The organism is Virgibacillus sp. Bac332, from assembly GCF_003667785.1.
In the GTDB taxonomy this organism is placed as follows: Bacteria; Bacillota; Bacilli; order Bacillales; family Amphibacillaceae; genus Virgibacillus; species Virgibacillus salarius.
This window is the reverse complement of sequence record NZ_CP033046.1, coordinates 3,985,211-4,008,420: the sequence shown is the minus strand read 5'-3', so window position 1 is coordinate 4,008,420 and position 23,210 is coordinate 3,985,211. Positions and strand designations below refer to the sequence as shown.

Below are 23,210 nucleotides of genomic sequence, written 5' to 3'. Positions count from 1 at the left end.
AAAAAGGAGATAAAGCATGAATATTACAGTCGGATCAAGCAATCCTGCTAAGCTAAAAGCAGTGACAGAAGTTTTTCCTGAAAGCTATGTAACATCGAAGCGTGTCCAATCTCATGTGGCAGCACAGCCATTTTCCGATGATGAGACTAGACAGGGAGCGATTAATCGTGCCATTGCTTGTGCAGAAGGCTCAAATAATTTTGGAATAGGTCTTGAAGGTGGCGTAATGTATATCGGTGATCAGCTTTATCTTTGTAATTGGGGTGCACTAGTAACTCCTGAAGAAACTGTCTATACAGCTAGTGGTGCTAGAATTATTTTGCCTAAAGAACTTGCAACGGAATTGACAGAAGGTAAAGAGCTTGGCTATTTGATGGACGCGTATGCAAATAAGGAGGACGTAAGTAAAAAGGAAGGTGCAATTGGAGTTTTCACGAATTACCTAATGACTAGACAAGCGATGTTTTCTCATGTAGTAACCTTATTAAGAGGGCAATGGGAATTCCATAAAGCATAAAAACTCTATCCAAACTTTAGGCTGTCGAAACTATCGACAGCCATCTTCATTTGATGACATCCATTCAGACACGAACTATAGACTTGGACTTTCGTCAGTAATGAGCGAGTGATAGGCATGAAGAAAGCTTGCAAGATTTATCCAGCATATAAAACCTTCACTTCAAGCAATACAGTAAAACCACTACCAATATTGGTAAGTGAGGGTTCAACTGCAGTAAATGTCCGATTGGTTCACCTAACAATCAGTGGGTGATAAACCAACCCTCCACTGATTGAAGTTTCACTTTATTCAAATATATAATTAATGACTTCTAAAGCCTGTTCTATCGATTCAACGGTGACATTTGCTTTCGCTGATAACTCCTTTAATGGATGTATTAGGGATTCTGGTCGAATAATAATGGTCGGTTTATTTAACGTTATTGCATAGCTGGCATCCATAGCTGTGTTCCATTGCTTATATTTTTCACCAAATAGAGCGATAACTATATCTGCTTTTTCCATGAGTACTTGCGTCCTGAAATTGTTTATTCGTGATGCGGCTTCATCTTTGTGTACTTTACTGGGCTGTCTTCCTATAATGTCGTCTCCAATATTATCCGAACGTTCATGATTTGTTTGAGGTGCTACAAAGGTTAAAGGAAGTCCTTTGTTCGTTGCTAGCTGTTCTACTTCATCTCTCCAGTTGTCATGAATTTGCCCCGCTAAATAGACGGTTAGTTCCATTATATCTCCTCCATTGCATGATTTAGTACTATCGTATACAAAAATAAAACAATTGAAAAGAATTTAACAACCGAAGGTAACGTAGCGTGTTTCACTTTCGTTTCTATCCATAGTATGATAGATGGTGTAAAAATAGGAGGAAATAGGAGGAATTATATGAGGATAAAGCTACCTTTTTTAGTGGTGTTTTTATCTATATTAGTTCTTATTACCGGTGGCTGCAGTATGAAGTCTGATCAAGAAGCTATCAAGGAAGCTGAGAAAATTACGAAGGAAACCTTTGAGAATAAAGAAAAAGTACCCTTGAACTATGGGATAGGAAATAAATCATTCTATTTACCAAATGGGATGGAAGTTGTAGATGAAGATGAGAGCAACCTAATTCTAGAGGATAAGAATCAAACCTTTATTGTATTTCATAACACAAATGAAAATGCGAAAAGTACATTAAATTTTGCAGCTGCAACGAAAAAAGATGCGTTAAACGTATCATCTTTTTCTGATTCTAACGGATTTGGATATTTTCGGGTTTTACCTGAGGAAGATAATAAATTTGAATTGCAGGTCGGTGTAGGTGGTGTTAAGGTGACCACATATGTAGATAAAAATGGCCTTGATGAGGATGCAGAGACAATGATGAAAATAGCGAAGTCCATTGCTTTACAATAAAACAACTGTTAATTGAAAAAGAAACGGGATTATTTTAATATAAGTTGAGTATACCATATGTTTGCATATTTACTGTTTTAGGTAAAGGTACGAACTATTTCTTATAGTTATTGGTATAGTCTCTTTTACAATACACTTACTTGCATATATGTTACATTATGTTGGAAACAAACGATAAACTAGTCTATCATAATTGTGGGAGTTGATATAATGGAAACTTTAGCGTCACAAGAGGAATTTAAAAAATGGATAAAACAAGAAAATGTTATTCTATATTTTACAGCGGGATGGTGTCCTGATTGCACCGTTATCGAACCAGTACTACCAGAAATTGAGGCAGAATTTCCAAGCTTTTCATTCGTAAAAGTAGATAGAGATAAATTTATTGATATATGCCAAGATTATGCGATCTTTGGGATACCAAGTTTTATTGCCTTTAATGACGGAAAAGAAACGGGAAGATTTGTAAGTAAAGATCGTAAAACGAAACAAGAAATTATCGAGTTTCTAAAAGAAGTCAGTGATAAATAAAGTTAGTTAACGTAACCAAAAATTTTAACCTCTTTTATATAAGCTATCTAGATGATAAAAGGTTGTCTAAGATCGCAGACGTAATTGGAGCATTCTTATAGGAAGAGGGTGTAATACGTCAGGAGGATTCATATGAAAATGACAAGTTTGAAGTTAAAAAAAATTTTGGAAGAGCGATTAGCTAATGAAGCGTATCGCACTTCTTATAATCGAGATAAAGACACATTTCGTATTGAATGGAAAGAATCGAAAAAAGGAATGACCATAACGTTACCAAATGTTGTTGCAAAATACAATCAACGTGGAGAAGTAGCTATTGTTGAGCTTGAGGAACATATTAAAGAAGCATTGCGAATTATGAATGAGGAACATCACTTATCTGGAATGGAAAAACAGATTTATCCAGTGATTCGCTCAACTTCTTTCCCAATCACTACAAAAGCAGAAATTGACTTAGTATATAAAGATCATACGGCTGAGACACGTGTGTTTTATGCATTGGATTTAGGAAAGTCCTATCGATTAATTGATGAAGACTTACTCGATAAAGAAGGCTGGACCAAAGAGCATATCGATGAAATTGCTACATTTAATTTGCGTTCACTACCAGTTGATTATAAAGAAGATCAAGTTGCAGGCAATGATTTTTATTTTATTGCAACACAGGATGGCTATGATGCTAGCAGAATTTTAAATGAAGCATTTTTGGAAGAAATGAAAGCTAATAGTAAAGGTGAACTAGCAATTGCAGTACCTCATCAGGACGTACTAATTATTACAGATGTTCAAAATAAAACAGGCTATGATATTCTGGCACAGATGACTATGAAGTTCTTTGCGGAAGGGAGAATCCCAATCACTTCACTTCCAATGATATATGAAGATAAGACATTGGAGCCAATCTTTATCTTAGCCAAAAACAAACCAGAAAAGAATTAGAAATGGAAAAGGATGATGAACATGGATGTTTTTTACAACTTAAATGGAATTGGTGATGTGCTAATCATCCCTATGGAAGAAGGAGACCGTGAGAAAATAAAAACGGATAGGAATGGTGATGTTGTAAGAATAAAAGATCATTCAGGTAAAGTAATTGGCTATAATATTTTTCATGCGTCACAGCACTTTACTTTTCTTTCAACTGGAAAGATAACGTTAACGGAAGAATATTTAGCAGAAATGAAACAGTTGTTTCGTCAGCTTAACTTAGATGATGATTTGAATTTTGACTTAAGTCCCAAGTTTGTAATTGGTTATGTAGAAAGTAAGGAGCAACATGAGAATGCTGACAAACTCAGTGTTTGTAAAGTGGACGTTGGTAATGAAACATTACAAATTGTCTGCGGTGCTCCAAACGTGGAAGCTGGACAGAAGGTTGTAGTTGCAAAAGTAGGTGCAATGATGCCAAGTGGAATGAAGATCAAACCGACAGAATTACGAGGTGTTTCTTCGAATGGTATGATATGCTCGCAAAAGGAACTTGGATTACCAAATGCCCCTAAGGAGAAGGGGATATATGTTTTAGAAGATAATTATCAAGTTGGTAATGAATTCGTAATGTAAATAGAGAAAAACAACCTGTGTTAGTACTTAGGTTGTTTTTTTCGATAGATATAAGCAAAAGAGGACAGTCCAAGCCTTAGCTTATTACATAAACCTGCCATGAACGTAATAAAACTGCTACAATAAAGGAATACTAGATTTATAGATATAGAAATGAGTGAATTGAAGTGTGGGATAATTGGAAGAAAAAAATTAAGAGTCTTTTTGCAGATAGTGAAGAGGAAGAAAAACAGCATGAAGAGAGCCGTACAGCTGAGAAAAGTAATCTTGAGGCAAAAATGATGTATCAATATCCTGCGAATAAATCTTTTCGCTTCCCAGTCATTCCTGACAGAGTAGAAGAAAGGACAAGCAGAAAGCAAGTAAGAGAAACAGGAACACTATATAATACGGGGAGAATCACAGGTACAAAAACAGAAGAAAATCGGAATTCGCAAAGAAAAGCAACAAAAGCTAGCCGATTCAATCAGTCTGTAAATGAACAACAGCCAAAAGAAGTACCAGCTTATCAGCGAAAGCGTCAAAGCAGGACAAGTCAACATGTTTCGGTTGAACGACGTGAAAAATCAGAGAAGCAAAATAATCATAATGCGAACAAGGTGTATAAAAAAGATCCAGATATACCGTTTCGCCCAACTGAAGTCCCTTCGCCAATCTACGGTTTTCGGCCAAGACATGAAGAAAAAAAAGTTGAGAATATACCAGCCTACCAAAGAAAGGAAGAAAACAACAGTCGAGAGGAGCAAAAGCTGTTCGATGAAAGTGAGTCAATTGTAGCAGAAGCACCTTTAAAAGAAAAAGAACTGCCTGATGCCGAGGGTGAACAGCGAAATTTATTGCGCGAACAGGATGAAGTTGATGAATCGAATTTTATCGTGCAAGATGACTCCATACAACAAGAGAATCAAGATCATTCATATGACAAAGAGGAATTAGATAGCCGTCCAGAACCTGAGAAACAGATAAAACGATCCGAAAAGCGAAAACAAAATCGCGATAGTGTGAAGACGGTTCCGTTCAATGTTATGATGACACCACGAGATAAAAAGAATTTATTTGAAAAATCAAAGCAAAAACAAAAGCAAGAGGAGAAGATCATAAAAACAACAGCTCCTGAGAAAAATAATAAGGAGCATCGTATACCATACTACCTTCTAAATGATATAGAAAAAGCCGGTGCAGATGACCGAAGGTGGATGGAAGGACAGCAGAAGTTACTTGAACAAACCTTAACACACTTTAATGTACGGGCCAGGGTAGTGAATGCAACACAGGGGCCTTCTGTTACTCGATTTGAGGTGCAACCGGAGTTAGGTGTTAAGGTAAGTAAGGTTAAAAATTTAAGTGATGATTTAAAGCTTAATATGGCCGCAAAGGATATTCGAATTGAAGCTCCTATTCCAGGGAAGAATACGATAGGTATTGAGATTCCAAATCCAAAAGCTCAAATGGTTGGCTTACAAGCAATATTTGAAACAGAAGCATTTAGTCGAAGTTTATCGCCATTAACCATTGCATTAGGGTTAAGTATTGAAGGACAACCACTTATTACAAATATTCAAAAGATGCCGCATGGATTAATAGCTGGTGCAACAGGTTCAGGAAAAAGTGTATGTATAAACACCATGATAATCAGCTTATTGTATAAGGCGAGTCATGAAGACGTTAAATTTTTATTAATTGACCCTAAAATGGTTGAACTCGCTCCATATAATGGTATTCCTCATTTAGTCTCGCCCGTAATTACAGATGTAAAAGCAGCTACAGCTGCACTGAAATGGGCAGTAGCAGAAATGGAAGACCGTTATGAGAAGTTTGTGCATGAAGGTGTGCGTGATATTGAGCGATACAATCAAAAAATGATTAAGCAGGATCGTAAGCAAGACAAAATGCCATTCATTGTTATTGTTATTGATGAGTTAGCAGATTTAATGATGGTTTCTCCACAAGATGTGGAGGATGCAATTAGCAGAATTGCCCAAAAAGCTAGAGCTTGTGGCATTCATCTACTTCTCGCTACTCAACGTCCATCTGTCGATGTCATTACTGGTTTAATTAAAGCTAATATTCCAACTCGAATTGCATTTAGTGTTTCTTCGCAGGTGGATTCACGAACGATTTTAGATACTAGTGGAGCAGAAAAATTACTAGGAAAAGGCGATATGTTATTTATAGAAAATGGAGCAGGAAAAAGCATTCGTCTTCAAGGTCCCTTTGTTTCAGATGAAGAGATTGAGCGTGTTACAAATCACGTTAGAGGAATCGCAGAACCGAATTATTTGTTTGAGCAAGAACAGTTACTAGAACAAGTTACGATGGATGAAGAGGAGGATGACCTTCTTCAAGATGTTATATTATTTGTGCTAGAGCAAAATGGTGCAAGTACCTCCATGCTGCAGCGTCATTTTAAAATTGGGTATAATCGAGCAGCCAGACTCATTGATACACTTGAACATCGTGGTATAATTTCTGGTCAGAATGGTAGTAAGCCTAGAGAAGTGTTGGTTACTTTGTCACAGGTAGAAGACATGCTATAGGAATGTAAAACTTGTAAGTCTTGTTTCCTATGCGAAATTTTTATATGATTAGATATAGTGATCATATATTTTAAGGAGAAAACGAAATCATGAAGGAAATTGAGCAGAAGTTAAACGGGAAAATAAAACGATTAACAAATAAAACGTTTAAATTTGATGAACGAATTAAAGAAGGCTGGTTCTCTGCCGTCTATTTTCTTAAAACAAAAGAAATTGCGGAGAAGAAATTACCTGATAATCAAGTAACCATGCAATTTTTTCAAAAGTCGGATGCCGTACTATGTGGGACAGATGAAGCAATAGCACTATTACATACCTTTGCGGATCAACCTGAAACATTAGACATACATTCATTAAAGGATGGAGATAAAATTCATCCTTTCGAATCTGTATTAACCGTTTCTGGAGGCTACCATCAATTTGGCTTTTTAGAGGGAATCATTGACGGGATACTTTCCAGAAGAACATCTGTCGCTACGAATGTATACAATGTGGTAAAAGCTGCACGTACTTCTGGTAAGCAAAAACCTGTTATTTTTATGGGGGATCGGGACGATCACTATACGCAGCAAGCTGGGGATGGTTATGCCGCGTTTATTGGAGGATCAACTGCCCAAGCAACACATGCAATGAATGAATGGTGGGGAAAAGAAGGGATGGGGACAATGCCTCATGCACTTATTCAAATGTTTCGAGGCGATATTGTAGCTGCTTGCAAAGCCTACCATGAACTTTTCCCAGAAGATGATTTAGCCGCACTTGTTGATTATAATAATGATGTAATAACGGATTCATTGAAAGTGGCAAGTGAGTTTGGTAAGGAATTAAAATCAGTTCGATTGGATACTTCTCGTACACTTGTAGATAAGTATTTCTTAAGAAATCACCATTTAATGGGGACATTTGATCCAAGAGGAGTAAATCCTGAGTTAATTTTTGCTTTGCGTAATGCATTAGATGAAGAAGGATATTCCCATGTAAAAATAATGGTTAGTGGTGGATTTACAGAAGATCGTATCGTTCAATTTGAAGAACTTGGTGTACCAGTAGATATGTATGGCGTAGGAAGAAGCTTATTAAAGCTTAATATCGGCTTTACCGGAGATAACGTATTACTGAATGGTACGCCTGAAGCAAAAGAAGGTCGACGTTATCGCCCTAACCCACGTTTAGAAAAAGTACCATTTATAGGTGAAAATGGCAAAGAATAATTAGAATGTATTGAAATTCTTGGTTATTATTTTATTCCTCTGAGGGATTTGCTATAATGAAAAAATAGCTGTAAAAAATATATAAATAAAGAGATGATTTTGAATCCTTTTACGTTCAATATGGAGGTTCTTTTATGACAACTTACCATTTTATTGGTATAAAGGGAACAGGAATGAGTGCTCTTGCACAAATTCTTTACGATTCGGGTGAAAATGTGCAGGGATCAGATGTAGAAAAGCGATTTTTTACACAGGAAGCATTGGAGAGTAAAGGCATTCCCATTCTACCTTTTTCAGAAAGCAACATCAAAGAAGATTATACAGTCATTGCAGGAAACGCATTCCCTGATGATCATTTAGAAATAAAGGAAGCAAAGAAACAAGGTGTTACGTTTTATAGATATCATGAGTTTTTAGGTGAGTGGTTAAAACAGTATACAAGCATTGCTGTCACAGGAGCTCATGGAAAGACGTCGACAACGGGACTACTTGCTCACGTGTTAAATAGTTCATTCCCGATATCTTATTTAATTGGAGATGGCACAGGGAAGGGACATGTTGATAGTAAATATTTTGTGTTTGAGGCATGTGAGTATCGTCGTCATTTTTTACGATATGAACCGGACTACGCAATCATGACAAATATTGATTTTGATCATCCGGATTACTTTACTAGTATTGATGACGTATTTGCAGCATTCCAATCAATGGCAGACCAAGTAAAGAAAGGAATAATTGCATGTGGTGATGATGAACAATTACAACAAATCCAAGCAAAAGTTCCGGTCGTATATTATGGATTTGCAGATACGAATGATTTTCAGGCGCAGAATATTGTAGAAACGGATCATGGTACCGAATTTGATGTATTTGTTCGTAATACCTATTATGATACTTTTTCCATACCAATGCACGGAGACCATAATATCTTAAATGCGTTAGCCGTTACGGCAATTTGTCATTATGAAGGCATTGACGCTGAGAGTATCAAACAACTAGCCACTTTCGGTGGGGTAAAACGACGTTTTACTGAAAAGAAAATTGGAAATCAAGTACTTATTGATGATTATGCGCATCATCCAAAAGAAATTACCGCTACCATTGAATCAGCTCGTAAAAAGTATCCGAATAAATCTGTTGTAGCTATTTTTCAACCACATACATTTACAAGAACGAAAACATTTCTACAAGAATTTGCTGACAGTCTTAGTCAAGCAGATCGCGTTTATTTATGTGATATTTTTGGCTCGGCAAGAGAAGAAACTGGTCAGTTAACGATTGAAGATCTTCAAAAATTGATTGATCACAGCGCTATTTTAGAGCTTTCTCATACAGAAGCTTTAAAAAAATACGAAGATAGTGTGTTAATATTTATGGGTGCTGGAGATATACAAAAATTTCAACAAGCCTATGAAGAAACACTTACAATTAAATAATAGAGAAGGAAAAGTGTCTGAGCCATTGGCAACAGGCGCTTTTGTTCTAAGTTAAGAAAGTATAAAATCAGTGCAATGACTGCGTTAAGCCAAGTAGTTATTTTGAAATGTTAGATGTATATTGGCAATGCTCCGACTAATTACTTCGCTTTCCGTGGGCACGGCCTCAACTAACTTTGCAAAGAAGAACACGTTGCAAAGTGGATTTTCGGCTCGCGCTAATCCCGCAGGAGTCTACGTAATTCGTCTCCGCTATGAGAAGGTGCAACAATTCTTGTCATAAGTAATAGGTTGACTTTTTTTACAATGGGTAAAGTGAAAATCGCTATCCGTGAGTATAAAAGCAGCTGTGTTACTTCATGCTAGCGTTGTAGAGCCTGATAATAGCGAAGGCCGGCCAATTCAACTCCTGTGGGAAATGTTTGACCTGAAGATCCACTTTTTTGAGCGGGTTTTGCTAAAAAAGTTAGCAGAAGGACAAACCCCACGGAAAGGGAAGTGGGCAGCCGGAGTGGTGGTCAAGCAGTAGCTATTATTCCATAATAGCTACTAGAGGAAGCGTAAATCTGAGCATGTAGTGATAAGGACTGAGCGAATTTTGCTCAGTTTTTCTTAGTAACTTCTTTAATCGCTGTAGTTCTAATCTTATTAGGCTATTTTTTATCCGACATATAACTGGCAGTAAAACCCCACCTGTGAATTTTTACTTTTTGTAATTACTAATAAAAATAAAGGAAATTATACAAGGTTGTCGAATTAATATTATAAGGACATTAAATGACTAGATCAGACAGAGAACAATAGGTTTTAGTTGAAATATATAAGGGTATTTTTATTTATAGCCATTTTTTGCTATACTTTACAAGTAGAGATCAGTAGAAATAGGTTTATTAGTAAATCTATTCTCTGGATATATACACATATTGAAAATATTACAATACATAGTGATAGTAGAAGGAGTGGACATAGTGGAAGTTCTCGGATATATAGCAGCGTTTATAGCAGCAATAGCTTTTGTTGTCTTAGTTGTTTATGTAATTATTACGTTAAAAGCAGCCAGGGAAACGTTAAGTCATGTGGCTGGTACATTAGAAGGTTTAGATAAGCAAATGAAGGGTATAACCGAAGAAACAACCCAATTATTAAATAAAACGAACAAGCTCGCAGATGACCTTAATCAAAAATCGGCAAAAATGAATGGATTATTTGATGGTGCAAAAGGTATTGGGGAAACTGTTAAAGATTTCAATCAGTCTTTAAGACAACTTTCTAACAGTATTTCTCGAACTGCTAGTAAAAATCCTGAAAAAGCCTCTCAGGCCATTAAATGGGGAACAGTTCTTATGGATTTATGGAAGAAAAAAAATAAATAAATATAGGAGGAAAATTACATGGCAGATAACAATATGAATAGTAAGGACTTTTTATTGGGTACTTTTATCGGAGGAATTGTTGGAGCAGTTACAGCTTTACTATTGGCTCCAAAATCTGGTAAAGAATTACGAGGTGATATTAATCAGGGTGCTCATCAAGTAAAGGACCGCGCATATGTTTGGAAAGACGTTGCGCAAGAAAAAAGTTCAGATTGGAAAGATAAAGCCTATACAACTGGTTCAGAGCTAAAGAAAAAAGCGATGGATTCAACAGCTCAAATTACGAAGAATGCATCACAGAAAACAAAGGAAATTACCAAGAGTGTACAGGCTAAATTACAAGAAAAAAGAAGTAAAGAAGATAAGGCACTAGAAGCAGCAGAAGAAGTTGCAGAGGCAATAGAAGACGCTGCAGAAGAATTAGAAAAACAGAAGTAACGAATAAAAAGGTATGTCTTATGAGAACAGAGCTGTCTTTAAGGGCAGCCCTTTTTATTTATAAAAAAATGCAATGTATAAGGACTCGTCTTTCTTCAAAACATAAGAAAAAAGGCGGTATTTACATGCTTCTATTAATCGTATTAGGTGCAGTGCTTGTAGTTATTGCATTATTTTTTACAATTAAAGTCGGCAAAGATATTGAGGAAAGAAATAGTGAGTATGATACTGAATTTAAAGCAACAAGAAAACATCCGGTATTACTTAACCCGGCTTTCTTAGCCTATATTATTGGATTTGGTTTTCTCATTATTTTCATCGCTTATTTAGCTATGTCTTAGTCTGTTCTTTTATCAGGAATATCTATTAGCAAAATAAGGCTTAGTAATGAAAAGAACATAAATAAAAAGGACACCATTTTATTCTGCGTGGAGTCCTTTTTATTAGTATAGGAAATTATAAAAATTAGCTCGATAAATATGGGCGTGTTGAGTCTGTCCAGCCCCAGCGCCCAGAAACGATGCGACTTCACGATCGCTCTAATCTAAGTCATCATCGGCTCGCAAACTCATCGTGATTCCTTACTCGCTAAAGTCGCTACGTTTCTATTCGGAGGCTTGCGCTTTTGTTCTAACTAAGCCGTGTATTATTCCCAAATGATTTGTAAATGATCACCATGCTTAATCGTTGAATGAAAGCTAGATGGTGCATTATTTTGATATATAGAGAATTTGCCGTTGGCGTTCGTGAGGTCTAAATCTACATAACGAAAAATGTCCTGATAGATAAATGGCTGCTGCTCTTGTTCGTAAACTTTTAATCGATCATGCTTTTTTAATGGTGTATCCTCATCAAGTATGCTATCCCCTTTTTTAATTACATATAGAGGTTGAGCAAGTTCTACTGACTCATTATTAAACGAAACCATAATCCTATGTGTTAATGGTTTATTTAACTGGTTCAGTACATCTTTTACAGTTGGCTGTTCAGCTAGTAATAGCTGTAATCGATCTCCTTGCTTAAGACGATGATCCATTGTAGCAGGCTTGCCGTTAAGAGCTATTTGTGGTTCGCCCTTTGTAATGTGGATTGGTTCTTCATTTACATAGACGATAAATGGTTCATCTTTTCCTACTTTATCAGAAGATACTTGATTTAAAACAGCTTCTAAGCTGTTCGGTTGTCTCCATGTAAGATTATCTCGATCTTGTATACTATATTCTTTCGTTACTGGTACGTTATTCACCTCAAACTGAGGATATATGTGATATTTTGCTCCGTTATAATAAATCATTAAAGGTGGTATATCTCCAAGAAGTTCCTGAATTGTTACTTGAGCATGCTTTCCATCACGGCCTTTTTCAATTGTTATGATATCACCATTATGAATCTTACTATTCACAGAAGCATTGGTATCGTTTAATTGGATACTCGGTGGTTCACCAATTTCACCAGGTAACGTAACTTCTTTGTTATTTATAGTTATAATCGAGGCTATACCTGGCTTTCCATACCATTTTTGAATATCTATACTGGATTGAATAAGACAATCTCCCACTGTTAATTCTTTCATTTCAAATAATCTTATCGTATTACCGTTAACTGTAACACTGACATAGTGGACAGGATTTTGTTTGGCCGCAATTCCTATACCAATTGGAGTGACAAAATCAGGTCCTGTAGGTAATTTATTGGTTTTTTCTAATTGGTTAATTGCATCAATTCCCCGTACAGCTACTCGATTTATCGGTAGATTTAATTTACTAGCTATTGAATTGGTTATTCCTGGTGTTAGACTTCCTCCACCAACAAGCATTACGGCCTTTGGCGAGTGTGAATTTAAATTGATAATTTCATTCGATATTTGCGTGGCCAAGTTATCAATTGCATCCGTAATATCGTTTTCTATCATGTTGGGTGTAATTGTCGCTTCAAATCCTAGAATGTCCTCTACAATAGCTTCACCATTATCGACAATCATACGTTTTGCTTTTTCTGCAGATGGAAAATCTAATAAGTATTGATCGCTTATTGCTTCCGTAATTTCATCACCCGCAATTGGAACCATTCCATATGCAACTACTGTCCCTTTATCCGTTATAGCTATATCACTAGTACCAGCTCCAATATCAACTAGCACAACATTTAATCTTCTCATAGACTCTGGAATAAGCACATGTATAGCTGCAATAGGTTCTAAGGTAAGAGCTTCCATTTCTAAGTTAGCTCTTCCTAAGGCTGCTAATAATGATTCAACAACAACTTTAGGTAAAAACGTAGCGATAATTTCGACAGAAGCTTCTGTACCTCGCTGATCAATTAGTGAACCAATTTGCTGCTGATCTATACGATAATGCAACACGGAATAGCCAACGCAATAATAAGAGGATAAATCAGCATCTTGCTGTAGTTTTTGCAAGTTCAATTGTGCCATTTGGACAGCGCTTAATTCTAGGTGTTTAATTGTTTCTTCGCTAGTGATCGGTGTATCCTGTAATGATTTAGAAGCAGTTGCTTGTGTAGTCATTAATGCTCTTCCAGCAGCAGCAACACACACCTTGCTAAGCGAGCCGTGAGATGACTCCAATTTATTTTTTACTTCTATAATTGTTTCAGAAACAGCCACAACATTATGTATTTGTCCATCTCTCATCGACCGTTCTTTATGTTCCATCATATAATAATCCAACATATGATAGGTTTGGTCACGCTTTTCTAGTATGATTCCAGTTACAGAGCGTGTCCCAATATCCAGTGCAAAAATCCGATCCTTCATAAGCAATAATCCTTTCAAACAGATAATATGAATCAATTATAAACTTTTTATCGACAAAGAAAAAATTTTTAGCTATAATTGTCACTAATTATTAAAAACAAGAGGCATAGGGGGAACATAATATGAGTGAGTTAGATCAGGTTAGAGATCAACTGGATCATGTGAACCAGGAGATTTTAAAGTTAATAAATGAACGTGCTACACTTGTTCAACAAATCGGGGAAATAAAAGCAAAACAGAGTATTAAGCGATTTGACCCTGTGCGAGAAAGAGATATGTTAGATAAAATTACTTCAATTAATGATGGTCCGTTCGAGAACGCAACCATTGAGCATATCTTTAAGGAAATTTTCAAAGCTAGCTTGGAACTACAAGAGGATGATCACCGTAAAGCATTACTTGTATCTAGAAAAAAGAAGCCGGAAAATACGGTCATAGATATCAATGGTGCTTCAATTGGAGACGGTTCTATTCATTTTGTAATGGGACCATGTGCCGTTGAGGGATATGAACAAGTTGCTCGTGTAGCCAAAGCTGTAAAAGAGAATGGAGTAAGGCTACTGCGTGGGGGAGCATTTAAACCAAGAACGTCTCCATATGATTTCCAAGGTCTTGGTGTTGAAGGCTTACAATTACTCAAAAGAGCAGCAGATGAGTATGGGTTAGCTGTTGTTAGCGAAATTGTAAACCCCGCACATATTGAGCAGGCAATGGATTATGTTGATGTAATTCAAATTGGTGCTAGAAACATGCAGAATTTTGAATTGTTAAAGGCAGCCGGTGACGTGGATAAGCCCGTACTTTTAAAACGTGGTCTTTCAGCCACCATTTCTGAATTTATCAACGCAGCAGAATACATCATTTCACGAGGCAACGGAAATATCATTTTATGTGAACGAGGAATTCGGACGTATGAAAAAGCGACACGTAACACGTTAGATATCTCTGCAGTTCCAGTATTAAAACAGGAAACGCATTTGCCGGTTATGGTTGATGTCACACATTCCACTGGTAGAAGAGATCTGCTATTACCTACAGCGAAAGCAGCGATTGCAATTGGCGCTGATGGTGTTATGGCAGAAGTTCATCCGGATCCTGCTGTTGCCCTTTCAGATTCAGCACAACAGATGGATATTCCAACATTTAATCGTTTTATGGAAGAAGTTAAGGATATGTCTAATCGGATGAAATAAAGTTTTGTTTCATTTTAATGTTCTGAAATAGAGAGGTTGATGGTCCATTGTGATGCATCAGCCTTTTTTGCTTTGAAAAATGTTTCATAGTAGAGTATGATATAGAAAATAGAGAACGATATCTATATATTAGGAGGTAAAAAGAAAATGAACATTACAATATATGATGTAGCAAGAGAAGCAAATGTATCCATGGCTACAGTTTCTCGTGTCGTAAACGGGAATCCAAATGTAAAACCAACAACTCGTAAAAAGGTATTAGCAACAATTGAAAGATTAGGATATCGTCCCAATGCAGTGGCTAGAGGGCTAGCAAGTAAGAAAACAACAACTGTCGGTGCGATTATACCTGATATATCCAGTATTTTCTTCGCAGAATTAGCCCGAGGTATTGAAGACATTGCAACAATGTATAAATACAATATGATTTTAAGTAATTCGGATCAAAATAAAGACAAAGAGTTACAATTAATAAATACCATGCTAGAAAAGCAAGTAGATGGGATTATTTTTATGGGTGGAAATATTACGGAGGAACATGTTCAACAGTTTAAGAGTTCATCTGTACCAGTAGTGTTAGCTGCTACATATGATGATAACCATGAAATTCCTTCTGTAAATATAGACTATGAAGAAGCTGCATATGAGGCAACTAAGTTCCTAATAGAGCAAGGTAACGATATACCTGCGTTTGTTTCTGGACTAGAAGATACGCATATCAATCAGTTGAAATATAAAGGCTACGCCCGAGCATTAAATGAAGCTTCGCATTCCGTAAATGAATCACTGGTTATTAAAGGAGATTATTCGTATAGCTCAGGAATTGAAGCGGTGCACCAGTTGTTAGAGCAAGATCAAAAACCAACCGCTATTTTTGTGGCTTCGGATGAAATGGCTTTGGGCGTTATCCATGGCGCGCAAGATAAAGGCTATCGTGTTCCAGAAGATATAGAAGTGTTTGGATTTGACAATACTCGTTTGGCGACAATGGTAAGACCAACGTTATCAACGATTGTTCAGCCAATGTATGATATTGGTGCTGTGGCAATGAGACTCTTAACAAAATATATGAATAAAGAAGAAGTACAAGATAAAAAAGTCGTTTTACCGCACCGGATTGAAAAAAGAAGCTCAACAAAATAATAAAAGATGCCGATATACTAAATAGAGATGAAAGATGCATGTTCAAATGTTGGAATTGGATGGATTAGACACGTGGACTAAGCTTTAACAGGGGTTAAAACGCGATGCCACTTCCAATTTTGAACATCCTCAATCAACAGCTATCTGAGGAGAGAGAATATGAGAAAACGTGATATATTAACTCCTATCGGCATTACATTAGGTTTTATTATGATTATGCTGGCCATTGTTTCCAAAAGCGGTACAAGTGGGGCATCTATTTTTATGGATATTTCCTCCATTTTTATCGTTATCGGAGGACTAGTTGCCTCCATGTTGATTAATTTTAAAATGGAACAAATTAAATTAACAAGAAAGGTCTTAAGTGAAGCATTTCATAAGAATGACCAACGCTTACCTGAATTGATTGGATTATTTGTTCGTTTATCAGAAAGAGCTAGAAGAGAAGGAATATTGGCACTGGAAAACGAACTAGAGGAAGTAGAAGATCCTTTTATTAAGAAGGGTATTCTCTTAGCTGTAGATGGTATTGAGCCGGAAGTAATTAAAGATATAATGGACGCTGAGATTACTGCCGTAGAAGATCGTCATTATAGAGGCAGATCCTTAATAGAAAAGGCAGGAGAATACGCACCAGCTTGGGGAATGATAGGAACACTTGTTGGACTGGTGCTCATGCTCAATAATTTACAAGATCCTTCAACATTAGGGCCGAGTATGGCAGTGGCGTTGTTAACAACGCTGTATGGTACAGTTCTTTCAAATTTGGTTTTCATACCCATGGCAAGTAAGCTCGAGAGTAAAACGGAAGAAGAAGTATTTCTCAAACAGATCATTATTGAAGGTGTAATCGGTGTTCAATCCGGACAGAACCCAAGAATACTGGAAGAAAAATTAAGTGCCTTCCTATCCAACGAATCAAAAGCAAAACAAGAAAGTGACGATTCTGCTAAATTCGTGGAGGAGAGTATTCATGAAGCGTAGGCAAATAAGACGATCAAATAAGAATGGTGCGCCAAAGTGGATGGTTACTTATTCGGATATGGTTACGCTTATTTTAGTATTTTTTATTCTTTTGTTTTCCATGTCGCAAATTGATTTAGTGAAATTTGAGGCAATTTCAGATTCATTTCGTAATCGAATGATTTTCGATTTTTATCCTTCACCTGTTCCTATGGACAATCCAACGGAAAATACAAGTAATGAAGAGAGTGGGGAACAGTCTAATGAATTTGACACACCTACGCAGATGCCGAACACAAACGATCGAGATAAACAAACGGATAAAAATGAACAATCATTAGATGATTTAATGAAGGAAGTAGAAGCTTACTTAGATAAAAATGACTTGAATAAAGTAATTTCTGCTAATAGAACAAAGCAGGGGGTTGAGCTTGTACTACAGGAGAGTATATTGTTTGACTCTGGTGAGGCGGTTATCCTAAATTCTGGGAAACCATTTTTAAACAAAATAGGTTCGTTACTCAAAAATCTACCGAATCATGTACATGTTGAGGGACATACAGATAGTCGACCAATTTCTAACTATCGTTATCCTTCGAATTGGGAGCTTTCAGGAGCAAGAGCAAGCAGTGTCATTCGTTATTTATTGCAGCAAAATGACTTTGATAGATCTCGATTTTCATCAGTAGGTTATGCGGATACACAGCCTATAGCGCCTAATACTTCAGCAGTTAATTGGAGTAAAAATAGGCGTGTAGAAATAGTGATTTTGGAAAGAAATCAAAGCCCAGTTGAAGGGGCTGGGACATAACTAGCCCTTATGAAGTTAAAAAAGATTCCAGTTATCAGCAAATGATAGCTGGAATCTTTTTTGTTATAATTTAGGCTTGTATTTTGCCTGAAGGCGATGTACTTTCTTAAATTCACCGCCATAAAGGCGAATCCTAATTCATTTTCCACTTTCGATTTGCCTCTCACTGACATACGAGTGAAACGCAAATTAGCCTTCAAAAATCCGAAGACAGGTTCTACATCTATTTTACGTTTTCCATAGATTTCTCCCTTTTCTTCTTTTGAAAGCTGCTCTCTTATATATGCTTTTTGCTGTTCCCAATGGGCATTATAGAAAATCTTACGATTTCTTTTTGCTTTGGTACAATGAACGCGTAATGGACATCCCGAACAATCTTCACATTCATAGACACGAAAGGTTCGTTTAAATCCGGCTTTATCTGTTCGATTCGATAGATATTGAAAAGGTACCTTCTTTCCGTTTGGGCAAGTAAAGAAGTCGCTGTCTGAATCATAGTCCCAGTTTGACACATAAAAAGGATTTTCTTTATATTTCTTTTTCTTTTCCATCCGATAGGAATTATACGTAATGAGTGGAGTTCTATTTCGATGTAATACCTCACTATAATTTTGTTCACTACCATAACCGGCGTCAGCGACAATATACTTGGGTAACTTGAAGTACCTTTCTTCAATATTCTTGAGGAAAGGAATAAACGTGCGAGTATCCGTAGGATTTGGAAATACATCATAAGCTAATGTGTACTGGCCTTCGGTCGCAATTTGTACATTATAACCCGCCTTAAGTTGGCCATTTTTCATATAGTCATCTTTCATTCTCATAAAAGTGGCATCATGATCCGTCTTAGAATAACTATTGCGGTTGCCAAAGATCTCCATATCATTTTGATATTTCTGTTTACGAATTACATAGTCTTGGAATTGTTTACGGTATTGCTTGGGTTCTTTTCGCATAGAACGGAGTTGTTTGCGATCTTTTGCTTTTTCACTTTCCTCGATTTCTTGATCGTATTTCTTCACTTTTTCATCTAGGTTTTTTACTACTTCATTGAGTTCTTCCGTTGAAATTTCATCAGAACTTTCTCTTTCTATTTCGGGGATAATTTCTTTTTCCAGTAGCTCCTCATACATTTGATTCGACTTCTCTACTAAATCGGAGCTGTATTTTTCAATGGATTTTTTCCATACAAAAGTGAACTTATTGGCATTCGCTTCTAATTTCGTGCCGTCAATAAAAATGGCCTCTTCTTCAATTGCCTTCTCTTCAACAAGTTGACAGCGAAATAGGACAAAACATTGGCGTAGTAACTCTTTTACTTCGGGATGAACACGGAATCGATTGATGGTACGATAGCTCGGCTCATACCCCTGTGCTAACCACATCATCCGTACACTATCTTTAAGTAAGCCTTCTATTTTTCTGCCAGAAAAAACAGATTGGGTATAGGCACATAAGATAATCTTCATCATCATTCGAGGATGGTATGCAGGACAACCTGTTTCGCGCAAAAATCCCACAAATGATTCTTCTGGGATATGTTCTACAATATGGTTCACTGCATAGGCGATATCATTTTCTTGTAATTTCATTTCAAAATCTAAAGGCAAAACGACTTGATTCATGGTATAATGTTTAAACATAAGGGATACCTCCGGTTCTGTTTGGGTGTGATTACTTTAACTTTACCAGAAGGTATCCCTTTTGCGTACATAAATCTCAAAAAAAGTGGTACTTACCAAATTATTGGCGAGTACCACTTTTTATTTTACTGGGTTTTGTCCCAGCCCCTTTATTAATAGTCTAGGAAATTAAGGAAATTATAAAATTAGCCCATGTGGATAAACAATAGGCGCTTGTTGGGCAGCTTCCAGCTCCAGCGCCCGGAAACTAGGGGAGTTCACAAATCGCCCTAATCTAAGTCATTATCGGCTCGCAAGCACACCGTGAGTCCTTTATCTCCGTTGAATCGTCGCTACGTTTCTATTCGGGAGCTTACGCTTTTGTTCCTACATTTCGATTTTTTTCGTATATTTTAATAACTGCAGTAATGTATTATTATTTTTCTCTGATATTTCCTGTTTTCTAGGTATATGCGGTACGATATTGGCTGAATCTGACCAGTAATCTGGCAGAGGTGTTTTAGAATATTTCTGCCATTTGTTTTTCCATTTCTCTGGGAGTGCCCCTGTTGCTAGTTGATTATGTTTCATGATATTCCATATTTGTCCCCACGCACGTGGAACTACTCGCCAAATATCATAGCCACCACCACCAAGCGCAATCCATTTCCCATTACAATATTGATGGGCTAACTCATGAGCTAGCGCTGGTATCTTTTCATATATCGACATGGTCGCGCAAAGATGTGTCAGAGGATCATAGCAATGGGCGTCCGCTCCATTTTGAGTTACAATAACATCTGGTTTAAAAAAGGCCGTAATTTCTCTTAATGCAGAAGTATAAACGTGTAAAAACGAGTCGTCTTCCGTAAAAGCATCAATAGGTAAATTGAATGCATATCCATGTCCGCTTTTAATTCCACGTTCATTTACATTTCCAGTACCAGGGAATAGATAGCGACCAGTTTCATGAATAGAAAAGGTGCATACATTTGGATCATCATAAAAACCCCATTGGACGCCATCACCATGATGTGCATCTGTGTCAACATATAAAACACGTAAGTTATATTTTTCCCGAATATAACGGATCGCTACTGCACCATCATTGTATATGCAAAATCCAGCAGCTTTCCTTTTAAAACCATGGTGTAACCCGCCACCAAGATTAAGCGCATGAGACGCTTGACCAGTTAATACTGCATCCACTGCTGAAAGGGTACCGCCGACCAAACTGGCAGATGCATCATGCATATTTTGAAAAATAGGTGTATCCTCAGTATCTAATCCAAATTCTACTGCATCTTCATCTGCTAACAACCCTGTACTAGCTTGCTTAACAGCTTCAACATAAGCATGGTCATGAAATAGCATTAGTTCTTCGTCTGTTGCTTGCCTTGGTGATAATAAATCCTTACTAGAAAGCAGTTCTTTGCTCTCCAATAACTCCTTGGTTAACAAGATCCGTTTTTGATTAAATGGGTGATCTTCATTAAAGTGATAATTTAAAAAGGAATCAGAAAAGATGAATTTAGCATGACATGTCATCGATTTTCCCCCGCAATATTATTTGGCCATAACAGTTCATAGCCTGCATTACGGAGATCTTGTATAACAGGAAGTGGATTCATTGTTTGAATACGGAATACTAATATCTTGTAGTTTGGATTATCTTTAAATGGGTAGACAAGTACTGAAATGATATTGGTTTTTCGTTTACCAAAGATGGAAGTGACTTCGGGAAGAATTCCCGGACGATGTGGAACTTTAACTTCTATGTGCGAACTTTGTACATGTGTCCCCGTTAATTGAATCATTGTATATAGCATGTCTTTTTCAGTGATGATACCAACCAGCTTATTGTTTTTGCGAACAACAGGAAGACAAGCAATTTCTTGTTCATAGAAAATCTTTGCTATTTCTTCTACAAAGTCCAATGGATGAATGGTTATAACTGGCTGACTCATAATCGTTTGAATTTCATGATCTAATTCACAGGCTTCGGATTCTTTTTCAAAAATAGATGGACTAGCATCTCGCACATCACGATCCGATACAATACCTATAACTTCTTTAGTTGAATCTACAATTGGTATATGCCTTATTTTATGTTTGTGTAGTAGGTGTAAGGCTTCTTTTATTGTAGCAGTTGGTGGTAATGCGATTACTTCCGTCTTCATGATTTCTTCCACCAGCATGTTAAAGACCCTCCCGCATATTTCGATAGTGATGTCGCTGTAGAAAACGTAACGTGTCAAATTTTTTAATAGATTCCTCTGAGACATTTTTTCCTATTCGTACCATTAAACAGTTAGCAGGGTGCGAAATAATTTCTGGATCATCTGTAGGTGCAGGTAGAAGTCCACCAGCAGCCATCATTTTCTCCATGACCTTACGATAATCCCAGATACTTAATTTTGTACCATCTAAGTCCCAGTGCCAGTAATACTCTGTGGAAATAATGATATAATTCTCCATATACGTATCCATCATTGAAACTTCTAACAAGCCTGAAGCAATTTTCGCACCACGAAAGTCTGGTATTACTTCAATAGCTCCTAGTTCGATTAAATCATCCATTGCAAATTTAGACCACCTTTCTAAAGGGTCGGGATGTAGATAGGTTACGTAGCCAATGATTGTATCTTTTGTTCTTGCAACAATAATTCTCCCCTCAGGAAAGGAAGCGATTTGCATGATTGCTTCGAATTGCTTCGTCGCAGGTCGAAATGCAGTTAAATCATGATGGAACTTATACTCCTTCAGTTCTGCAGCTGTCAGTGGTCCTTCAATGATTATCGTTTCATCACTTGTCTCTCGTGTTTGTAGATAATGTTTTTTCGTATGCTTCATTCAGTCACCACCTGTCATGTATTACGCTTACATTTATTATACAGCAATATCCACAGAATTTTTAGTAACATCTGTGAACGATTCATAAAAGATACGATCTCAGAATTGGAAGCTTAGGTCTAACAATCAAAACCATCCGTGTGAACTCGTAGCTTGCTTTACGACTGAAAGCCTCAGTTATCAGATTAAAGCCCCGGTGAAAGGACTTTCTGCCTGTATTCTAAAAGAATCTTTTATTTTTTTATAAGTTAAGAAAGTATAAAATCGGTGCAATGACTGCGTTAAGCCAAGTAGTTATTTTGAAATGTTTGATGTATATTGGCAATGCTCCGACTAATTACTTCGCTTTCGGCGGGCACGGCCTCAACTAACTTTGCAAAGAAGAACACGTTGCAAAGTGGATTTTCGGCTCGCGCTAATCCCGCAGGAGTCTGCGTAATTCGTCTCCGCTATGAGAAGGTGCAACAATTCTTGTCATAAGTAATAGGTTGACTTTTTTTACAATGGGTAAAGTGAAAATCGCTATCCGTGAGTATAAAAGCAGCTGTGTTACTTCATGCTAGCGTTGTAGAGCCTGATAATAGCGAAGGCCGGCCACTTCAACTCCTGTGGGAAATGTTTGACCTGAAGATCCACTTTTTTGAGCGGGTTTTGCTAAAAAAGTTAGCTGAAGGACAAACCCCACGGAAAGGGAAGTGGGCAGCCGGAGTGGTGGTCAAGCAAGCAGTAGCTATTATTCCATAATAGCTACTAGAGGAAGCGTAAATCTGAGCATTTAGTGATAAGGACTGAGCGAATTTAGCTCCGTTTTTTTTAAAAGATAAGGAGTTATAAAATTAGCCCATG

General features: G+C 36.9%; 23 protein-coding genes. 17 read left to right on the top strand and 6 right to left on the bottom strand.

Going from position 1 to position 23,210, the window contains the following annotated elements:
* Nucleotides 1-16: 16 nt before the first annotated feature.
* Entirely contained in the window at nt 17-517 is a 501-nt protein-coding gene (locus D9782_RS19530; RefSeq protein ID WP_026681480.1) for a DUF84 family protein, read from the top strand.
* 287 nt (nt 518-804) lie between these two features.
* On the opposite strand, the gene D9782_RS19525 is transcribed toward D9782_RS19530, so the two are convergent.
* The gene (locus tag D9782_RS19525; protein WP_026681479.1) at nt 805-1,245 is read right to left on the bottom strand and encodes a YtoQ family protein; all 441 of its coding nucleotides are present in this window, start codon (nt 1,243-1,245) and stop codon (nt 805-807) included.
* Nucleotides 1,246-1,401: 156 nt separating this feature from the next.
* On the opposite strand from D9782_RS19525, the gene D9782_RS19520 reads away from it, so the two are divergent.
* The 11 genes from D9782_RS19520 to D9782_RS19470 all read left to right on the top strand — a co-directional run bounded on the left by D9782_RS19520 (nt 1,402) and on the right by D9782_RS19470 (nt 11,344).
* Complete coding sequence (locus D9782_RS19520) at nt 1,402-1,914, top strand: hypothetical protein (protein ID WP_026681478.1); 513 nt, start codon at nt 1,402-1,404, stop codon at nt 1,912-1,914.
* Between the two features lie 210 nt (nt 1,915-2,124).
* Nucleotides 2,125-2,445: a thioredoxin family protein gene (locus tag D9782_RS19515; RefSeq protein WP_026681477.1), complete on the top strand. Its 321-nt coding sequence runs from the start codon at nt 2,125-2,127 to the stop codon at nt 2,443-2,445.
* 132 nt (nt 2,446-2,577) lie between these two features.
* A complete protein-coding gene (locus D9782_RS19510; RefSeq protein WP_026681476.1) occupies nt 2,578-3,384 on the top strand; it encodes a DUF1444 domain-containing protein in 807 nt (268 codons plus the stop codon).
* A gap of 21 nt (nt 3,385-3,405) precedes the next feature.
* Nucleotides 3,406-4,008: a YtpR family tRNA-binding protein gene (ytpR, locus tag D9782_RS19505; protein ID WP_205601741.1), complete on the top strand. Its 603-nt coding sequence runs from the start codon at nt 3,406-3,408 to the stop codon at nt 4,006-4,008.
* A gap of 167 nt (nt 4,009-4,175) precedes the next feature.
* On the top strand, nt 4,176-6,545 hold the full coding sequence (locus D9782_RS19500) for a DNA translocase FtsK (RefSeq protein ID WP_026681474.1): 2,370 nt from the start codon (nt 4,176-4,178) through the stop codon (nt 6,543-6,545).
* An 89-nt stretch (nt 6,546-6,634) separates the two neighbouring features.
* Nucleotides 6,635-7,756 carry a nicotinate phosphoribosyltransferase gene (locus D9782_RS19495; RefSeq protein ID WP_026681473.1) on the top strand — a complete coding sequence of 374 codons (1,122 nt, stop codon included), beginning with the start codon at nt 6,635-6,637 and terminating at the stop codon, nt 7,754-7,756.
* A 134-nt stretch (nt 7,757-7,890) separates the two neighbouring features.
* The gene (gene murC / locus D9782_RS19490) at nt 7,891-9,192 is read left to right on the top strand and encodes a UDP-N-acetylmuramate--L-alanine ligase (protein ID WP_121605500.1); all 1,302 of its coding nucleotides are present in this window, start codon (nt 7,891-7,893) and stop codon (nt 9,190-9,192) included.
* 331 nt (nt 9,193-9,523) lie between these two features.
* On the top strand, nt 9,524-9,721 hold the full coding sequence (locus tag D9782_RS19485; protein ID WP_121605499.1) for a hypothetical protein: 198 nt from the start codon (nt 9,524-9,526) through the stop codon (nt 9,719-9,721).
* 439 nt (nt 9,722-10,160) lie between these two features.
* Nucleotides 10,161-10,565 carry a DUF948 domain-containing protein gene (locus D9782_RS19480; protein WP_026681472.1) on the top strand — a complete coding sequence of 135 codons (405 nt, stop codon included), beginning with the start codon at nt 10,161-10,163 and terminating at the stop codon, nt 10,563-10,565.
* An 18-nt stretch (nt 10,566-10,583) separates the two neighbouring features.
* Nucleotides 10,584-11,003 carry a YtxH domain-containing protein gene (locus tag D9782_RS19475; protein WP_026681471.1) on the top strand — a complete coding sequence of 140 codons (420 nt, stop codon included), beginning with the start codon at nt 10,584-10,586 and terminating at the stop codon, nt 11,001-11,003.
* Nucleotides 11,004-11,128: 125 nt separating this feature from the next.
* Nucleotides 11,129-11,344, top strand: coding sequence for a hypothetical protein (locus D9782_RS19470; protein WP_034679115.1), 216 nt, complete (start codon nt 11,129-11,131; stop codon nt 11,342-11,344).
* A gap of 305 nt (nt 11,345-11,649) precedes the next feature.
* Here D9782_RS19470 and pilM read toward each other — a convergent pair whose 3' ends face one another.
* Entirely contained in the window at nt 11,650-13,779 is a 2,130-nt protein-coding gene (gene pilM, locus D9782_RS19465) for a pilus assembly protein PilM (RefSeq protein WP_026681470.1), read from the bottom strand.
* A gap of 122 nt (nt 13,780-13,901) precedes the next feature.
* Between pilM and D9782_RS19460 the strand changes: the two genes are divergently transcribed.
* The 4 genes from D9782_RS19460 to motS all read left to right on the top strand — a co-directional run bounded on the left by D9782_RS19460 (nt 13,902) and on the right by motS (nt 17,889).
* A complete protein-coding gene (locus D9782_RS19460; RefSeq protein WP_026681469.1) occupies nt 13,902-14,972 on the top strand; it encodes a bifunctional 3-deoxy-7-phosphoheptulonate synthase/chorismate mutase in 1,071 nt (356 codons plus the stop codon).
* Between the two features lie 147 nt (nt 14,973-15,119).
* Nucleotides 15,120-16,115, top strand: coding sequence for a catabolite control protein A (gene ccpA / locus D9782_RS19455; protein ID WP_026681468.1), 996 nt, complete (start codon nt 15,120-15,122; stop codon nt 16,113-16,115).
* A gap of 159 nt (nt 16,116-16,274) precedes the next feature.
* Nucleotides 16,275-17,099, top strand: a complete 825-nt coding sequence (gene motP, locus D9782_RS19450; protein WP_026681467.1) for a flagellar motor protein MotP — start codon at nt 16,275-16,277, stop codon at nt 17,097-17,099.
* Nucleotides 17,089-17,889: a flagellar motor protein MotS gene (motS, locus tag D9782_RS19445; protein ID WP_121605497.1), complete on the top strand. Its 801-nt coding sequence runs from the start codon at nt 17,089-17,091 to the stop codon at nt 17,887-17,889. Before motP ends, motS begins: the two co-directional genes overlap by 11 nt.
* Here motS and D9782_RS19440 read toward each other — a convergent pair.
* The 4 genes from D9782_RS19440 to D9782_RS19425 form a co-directional block, all read right to left on the bottom strand.
* Nucleotides 17,859-19,532 (bottom strand): IS1182 family transposase, encoded by a 1,674-nt coding sequence (locus D9782_RS19440; protein WP_121605496.1) that lies wholly within the window; start codon nt 19,530-19,532, stop codon nt 17,859-17,861. The genes motS and D9782_RS19440 overlap by 31 nt on opposite strands.
* Before the next feature lie 366 nt (nt 19,533-19,898).
* Nucleotides 19,899-21,059, bottom strand: a complete 1,161-nt coding sequence (locus D9782_RS19435) for an acetoin utilization protein AcuC (RefSeq protein WP_026681465.1) — start codon at nt 21,057-21,059, stop codon at nt 19,899-19,901.
* Nucleotides 21,056-21,709 carry an acetoin utilization AcuB family protein gene (locus D9782_RS19430; protein WP_026681464.1) on the bottom strand — a complete coding sequence of 218 codons (654 nt, stop codon included), beginning with the start codon at nt 21,707-21,709 and terminating at the stop codon, nt 21,056-21,058. The genes D9782_RS19435 and D9782_RS19430 overlap by 4 nt, the downstream gene beginning before the upstream one ends.
* A 1-nt stretch (nt 21,710) precedes the next feature.
* The gene (locus tag D9782_RS19425) at nt 21,711-22,364 is read right to left on the bottom strand and encodes a GNAT family N-acetyltransferase (RefSeq protein WP_026681463.1); all 654 of its coding nucleotides are present in this window, start codon (nt 22,362-22,364) and stop codon (nt 21,711-21,713) included.
* Between the two features lie 528 nt (nt 22,365-22,892).
* Here D9782_RS19425 and D9782_RS19420 point away from each other — a divergent pair.
* Nucleotides 22,893-23,108, top strand: a complete 216-nt coding sequence (locus D9782_RS19420) for a hypothetical protein (RefSeq protein WP_121603973.1) — start codon at nt 22,893-22,895, stop codon at nt 23,106-23,108.
* Nucleotides 23,109-23,210: the final 102 nt, after the last annotated feature.

Bases quoted from the DNA above. Each gene is read 5' to 3' on its own strand.
- D9782_RS19530 (WP_026681480.1), top strand. From the start codon at position 17: ATGAATATTACAGTCGGATCAAGCAATCCTGCTAAGCTAAAAGCAGTG.
- D9782_RS19525 (WP_026681479.1), bottom strand. From the start codon at position 1,245: ATGGAACTAACCGTCTATTTAGCGGGGCAAATTCATGACAACTGGAGA.
- D9782_RS19520 (WP_026681478.1), top strand. From the start codon at position 1,402: ATGAGGATAAAGCTACCTTTTTTAGTGGTGTTTTTATCTATATTAGTT.
- D9782_RS19515 (WP_026681477.1), top strand. From the start codon at position 2,125: ATGGAAACTTTAGCGTCACAAGAGGAATTTAAAAAATGGATAAAACAA.
- D9782_RS19510 (WP_026681476.1), top strand. From the start codon at position 2,578: ATGAAAATGACAAGTTTGAAGTTAAAAAAAATTTTGGAAGAGCGATTA.
- ytpR (WP_205601741.1), top strand. From the start codon at position 3,406: ATGGATGTTTTTTACAACTTAAATGGAATTGGTGATGTGCTAATCATC.
- D9782_RS19495 (WP_026681473.1), top strand. From the start codon at position 6,635: ATGAAGGAAATTGAGCAGAAGTTAAACGGGAAAATAAAACGATTAACA.
- murC (WP_121605500.1), top strand. From the start codon at position 7,891: ATGACAACTTACCATTTTATTGGTATAAAGGGAACAGGAATGAGTGCT.
- D9782_RS19475 (WP_026681471.1), top strand. From the start codon at position 10,584: ATGGCAGATAACAATATGAATAGTAAGGACTTTTTATTGGGTACTTTT.
- D9782_RS19470 (WP_034679115.1), top strand. From the start codon at position 11,129: ATGCTTCTATTAATCGTATTAGGTGCAGTGCTTGTAGTTATTGCATTA.
- pilM (WP_026681470.1), bottom strand. From the start codon at position 13,779: ATGAAGGATCGGATTTTTGCACTGGATATTGGGACACGCTCTGTAACT.
- D9782_RS19460 (WP_026681469.1), top strand. From the start codon at position 13,902: ATGAGTGAGTTAGATCAGGTTAGAGATCAACTGGATCATGTGAACCAG.
- ccpA (WP_026681468.1), top strand. From the start codon at position 15,120: ATGAACATTACAATATATGATGTAGCAAGAGAAGCAAATGTATCCATG.
- motP (WP_026681467.1), top strand. From the start codon at position 16,275: ATGAGAAAACGTGATATATTAACTCCTATCGGCATTACATTAGGTTTT.
- motS (WP_121605497.1), top strand. From the start codon at position 17,089: ATGAAGCGTAGGCAAATAAGACGATCAAATAAGAATGGTGCGCCAAAG.
- D9782_RS19440 (WP_121605496.1), bottom strand. From the start codon at position 19,532: ATGTTTAAACATTATACCATGAATCAAGTCGTTTTGCCTTTAGATTTT.
- D9782_RS19435 (WP_026681465.1), bottom strand. From the start codon at position 21,059: ATGACATGTCATGCTAAATTCATCTTTTCTGATTCCTTTTTAAATTAT.
- D9782_RS19430 (WP_026681464.1), bottom strand. From the start codon at position 21,709: ATGCTGGTGGAAGAAATCATGAAGACGGAAGTAATCGCATTACCACCA.
- D9782_RS19425 (WP_026681463.1), bottom strand. From the start codon at position 22,364: ATGAAGCATACGAAAAAACATTATCTACAAACACGAGAGACAAGTGAT.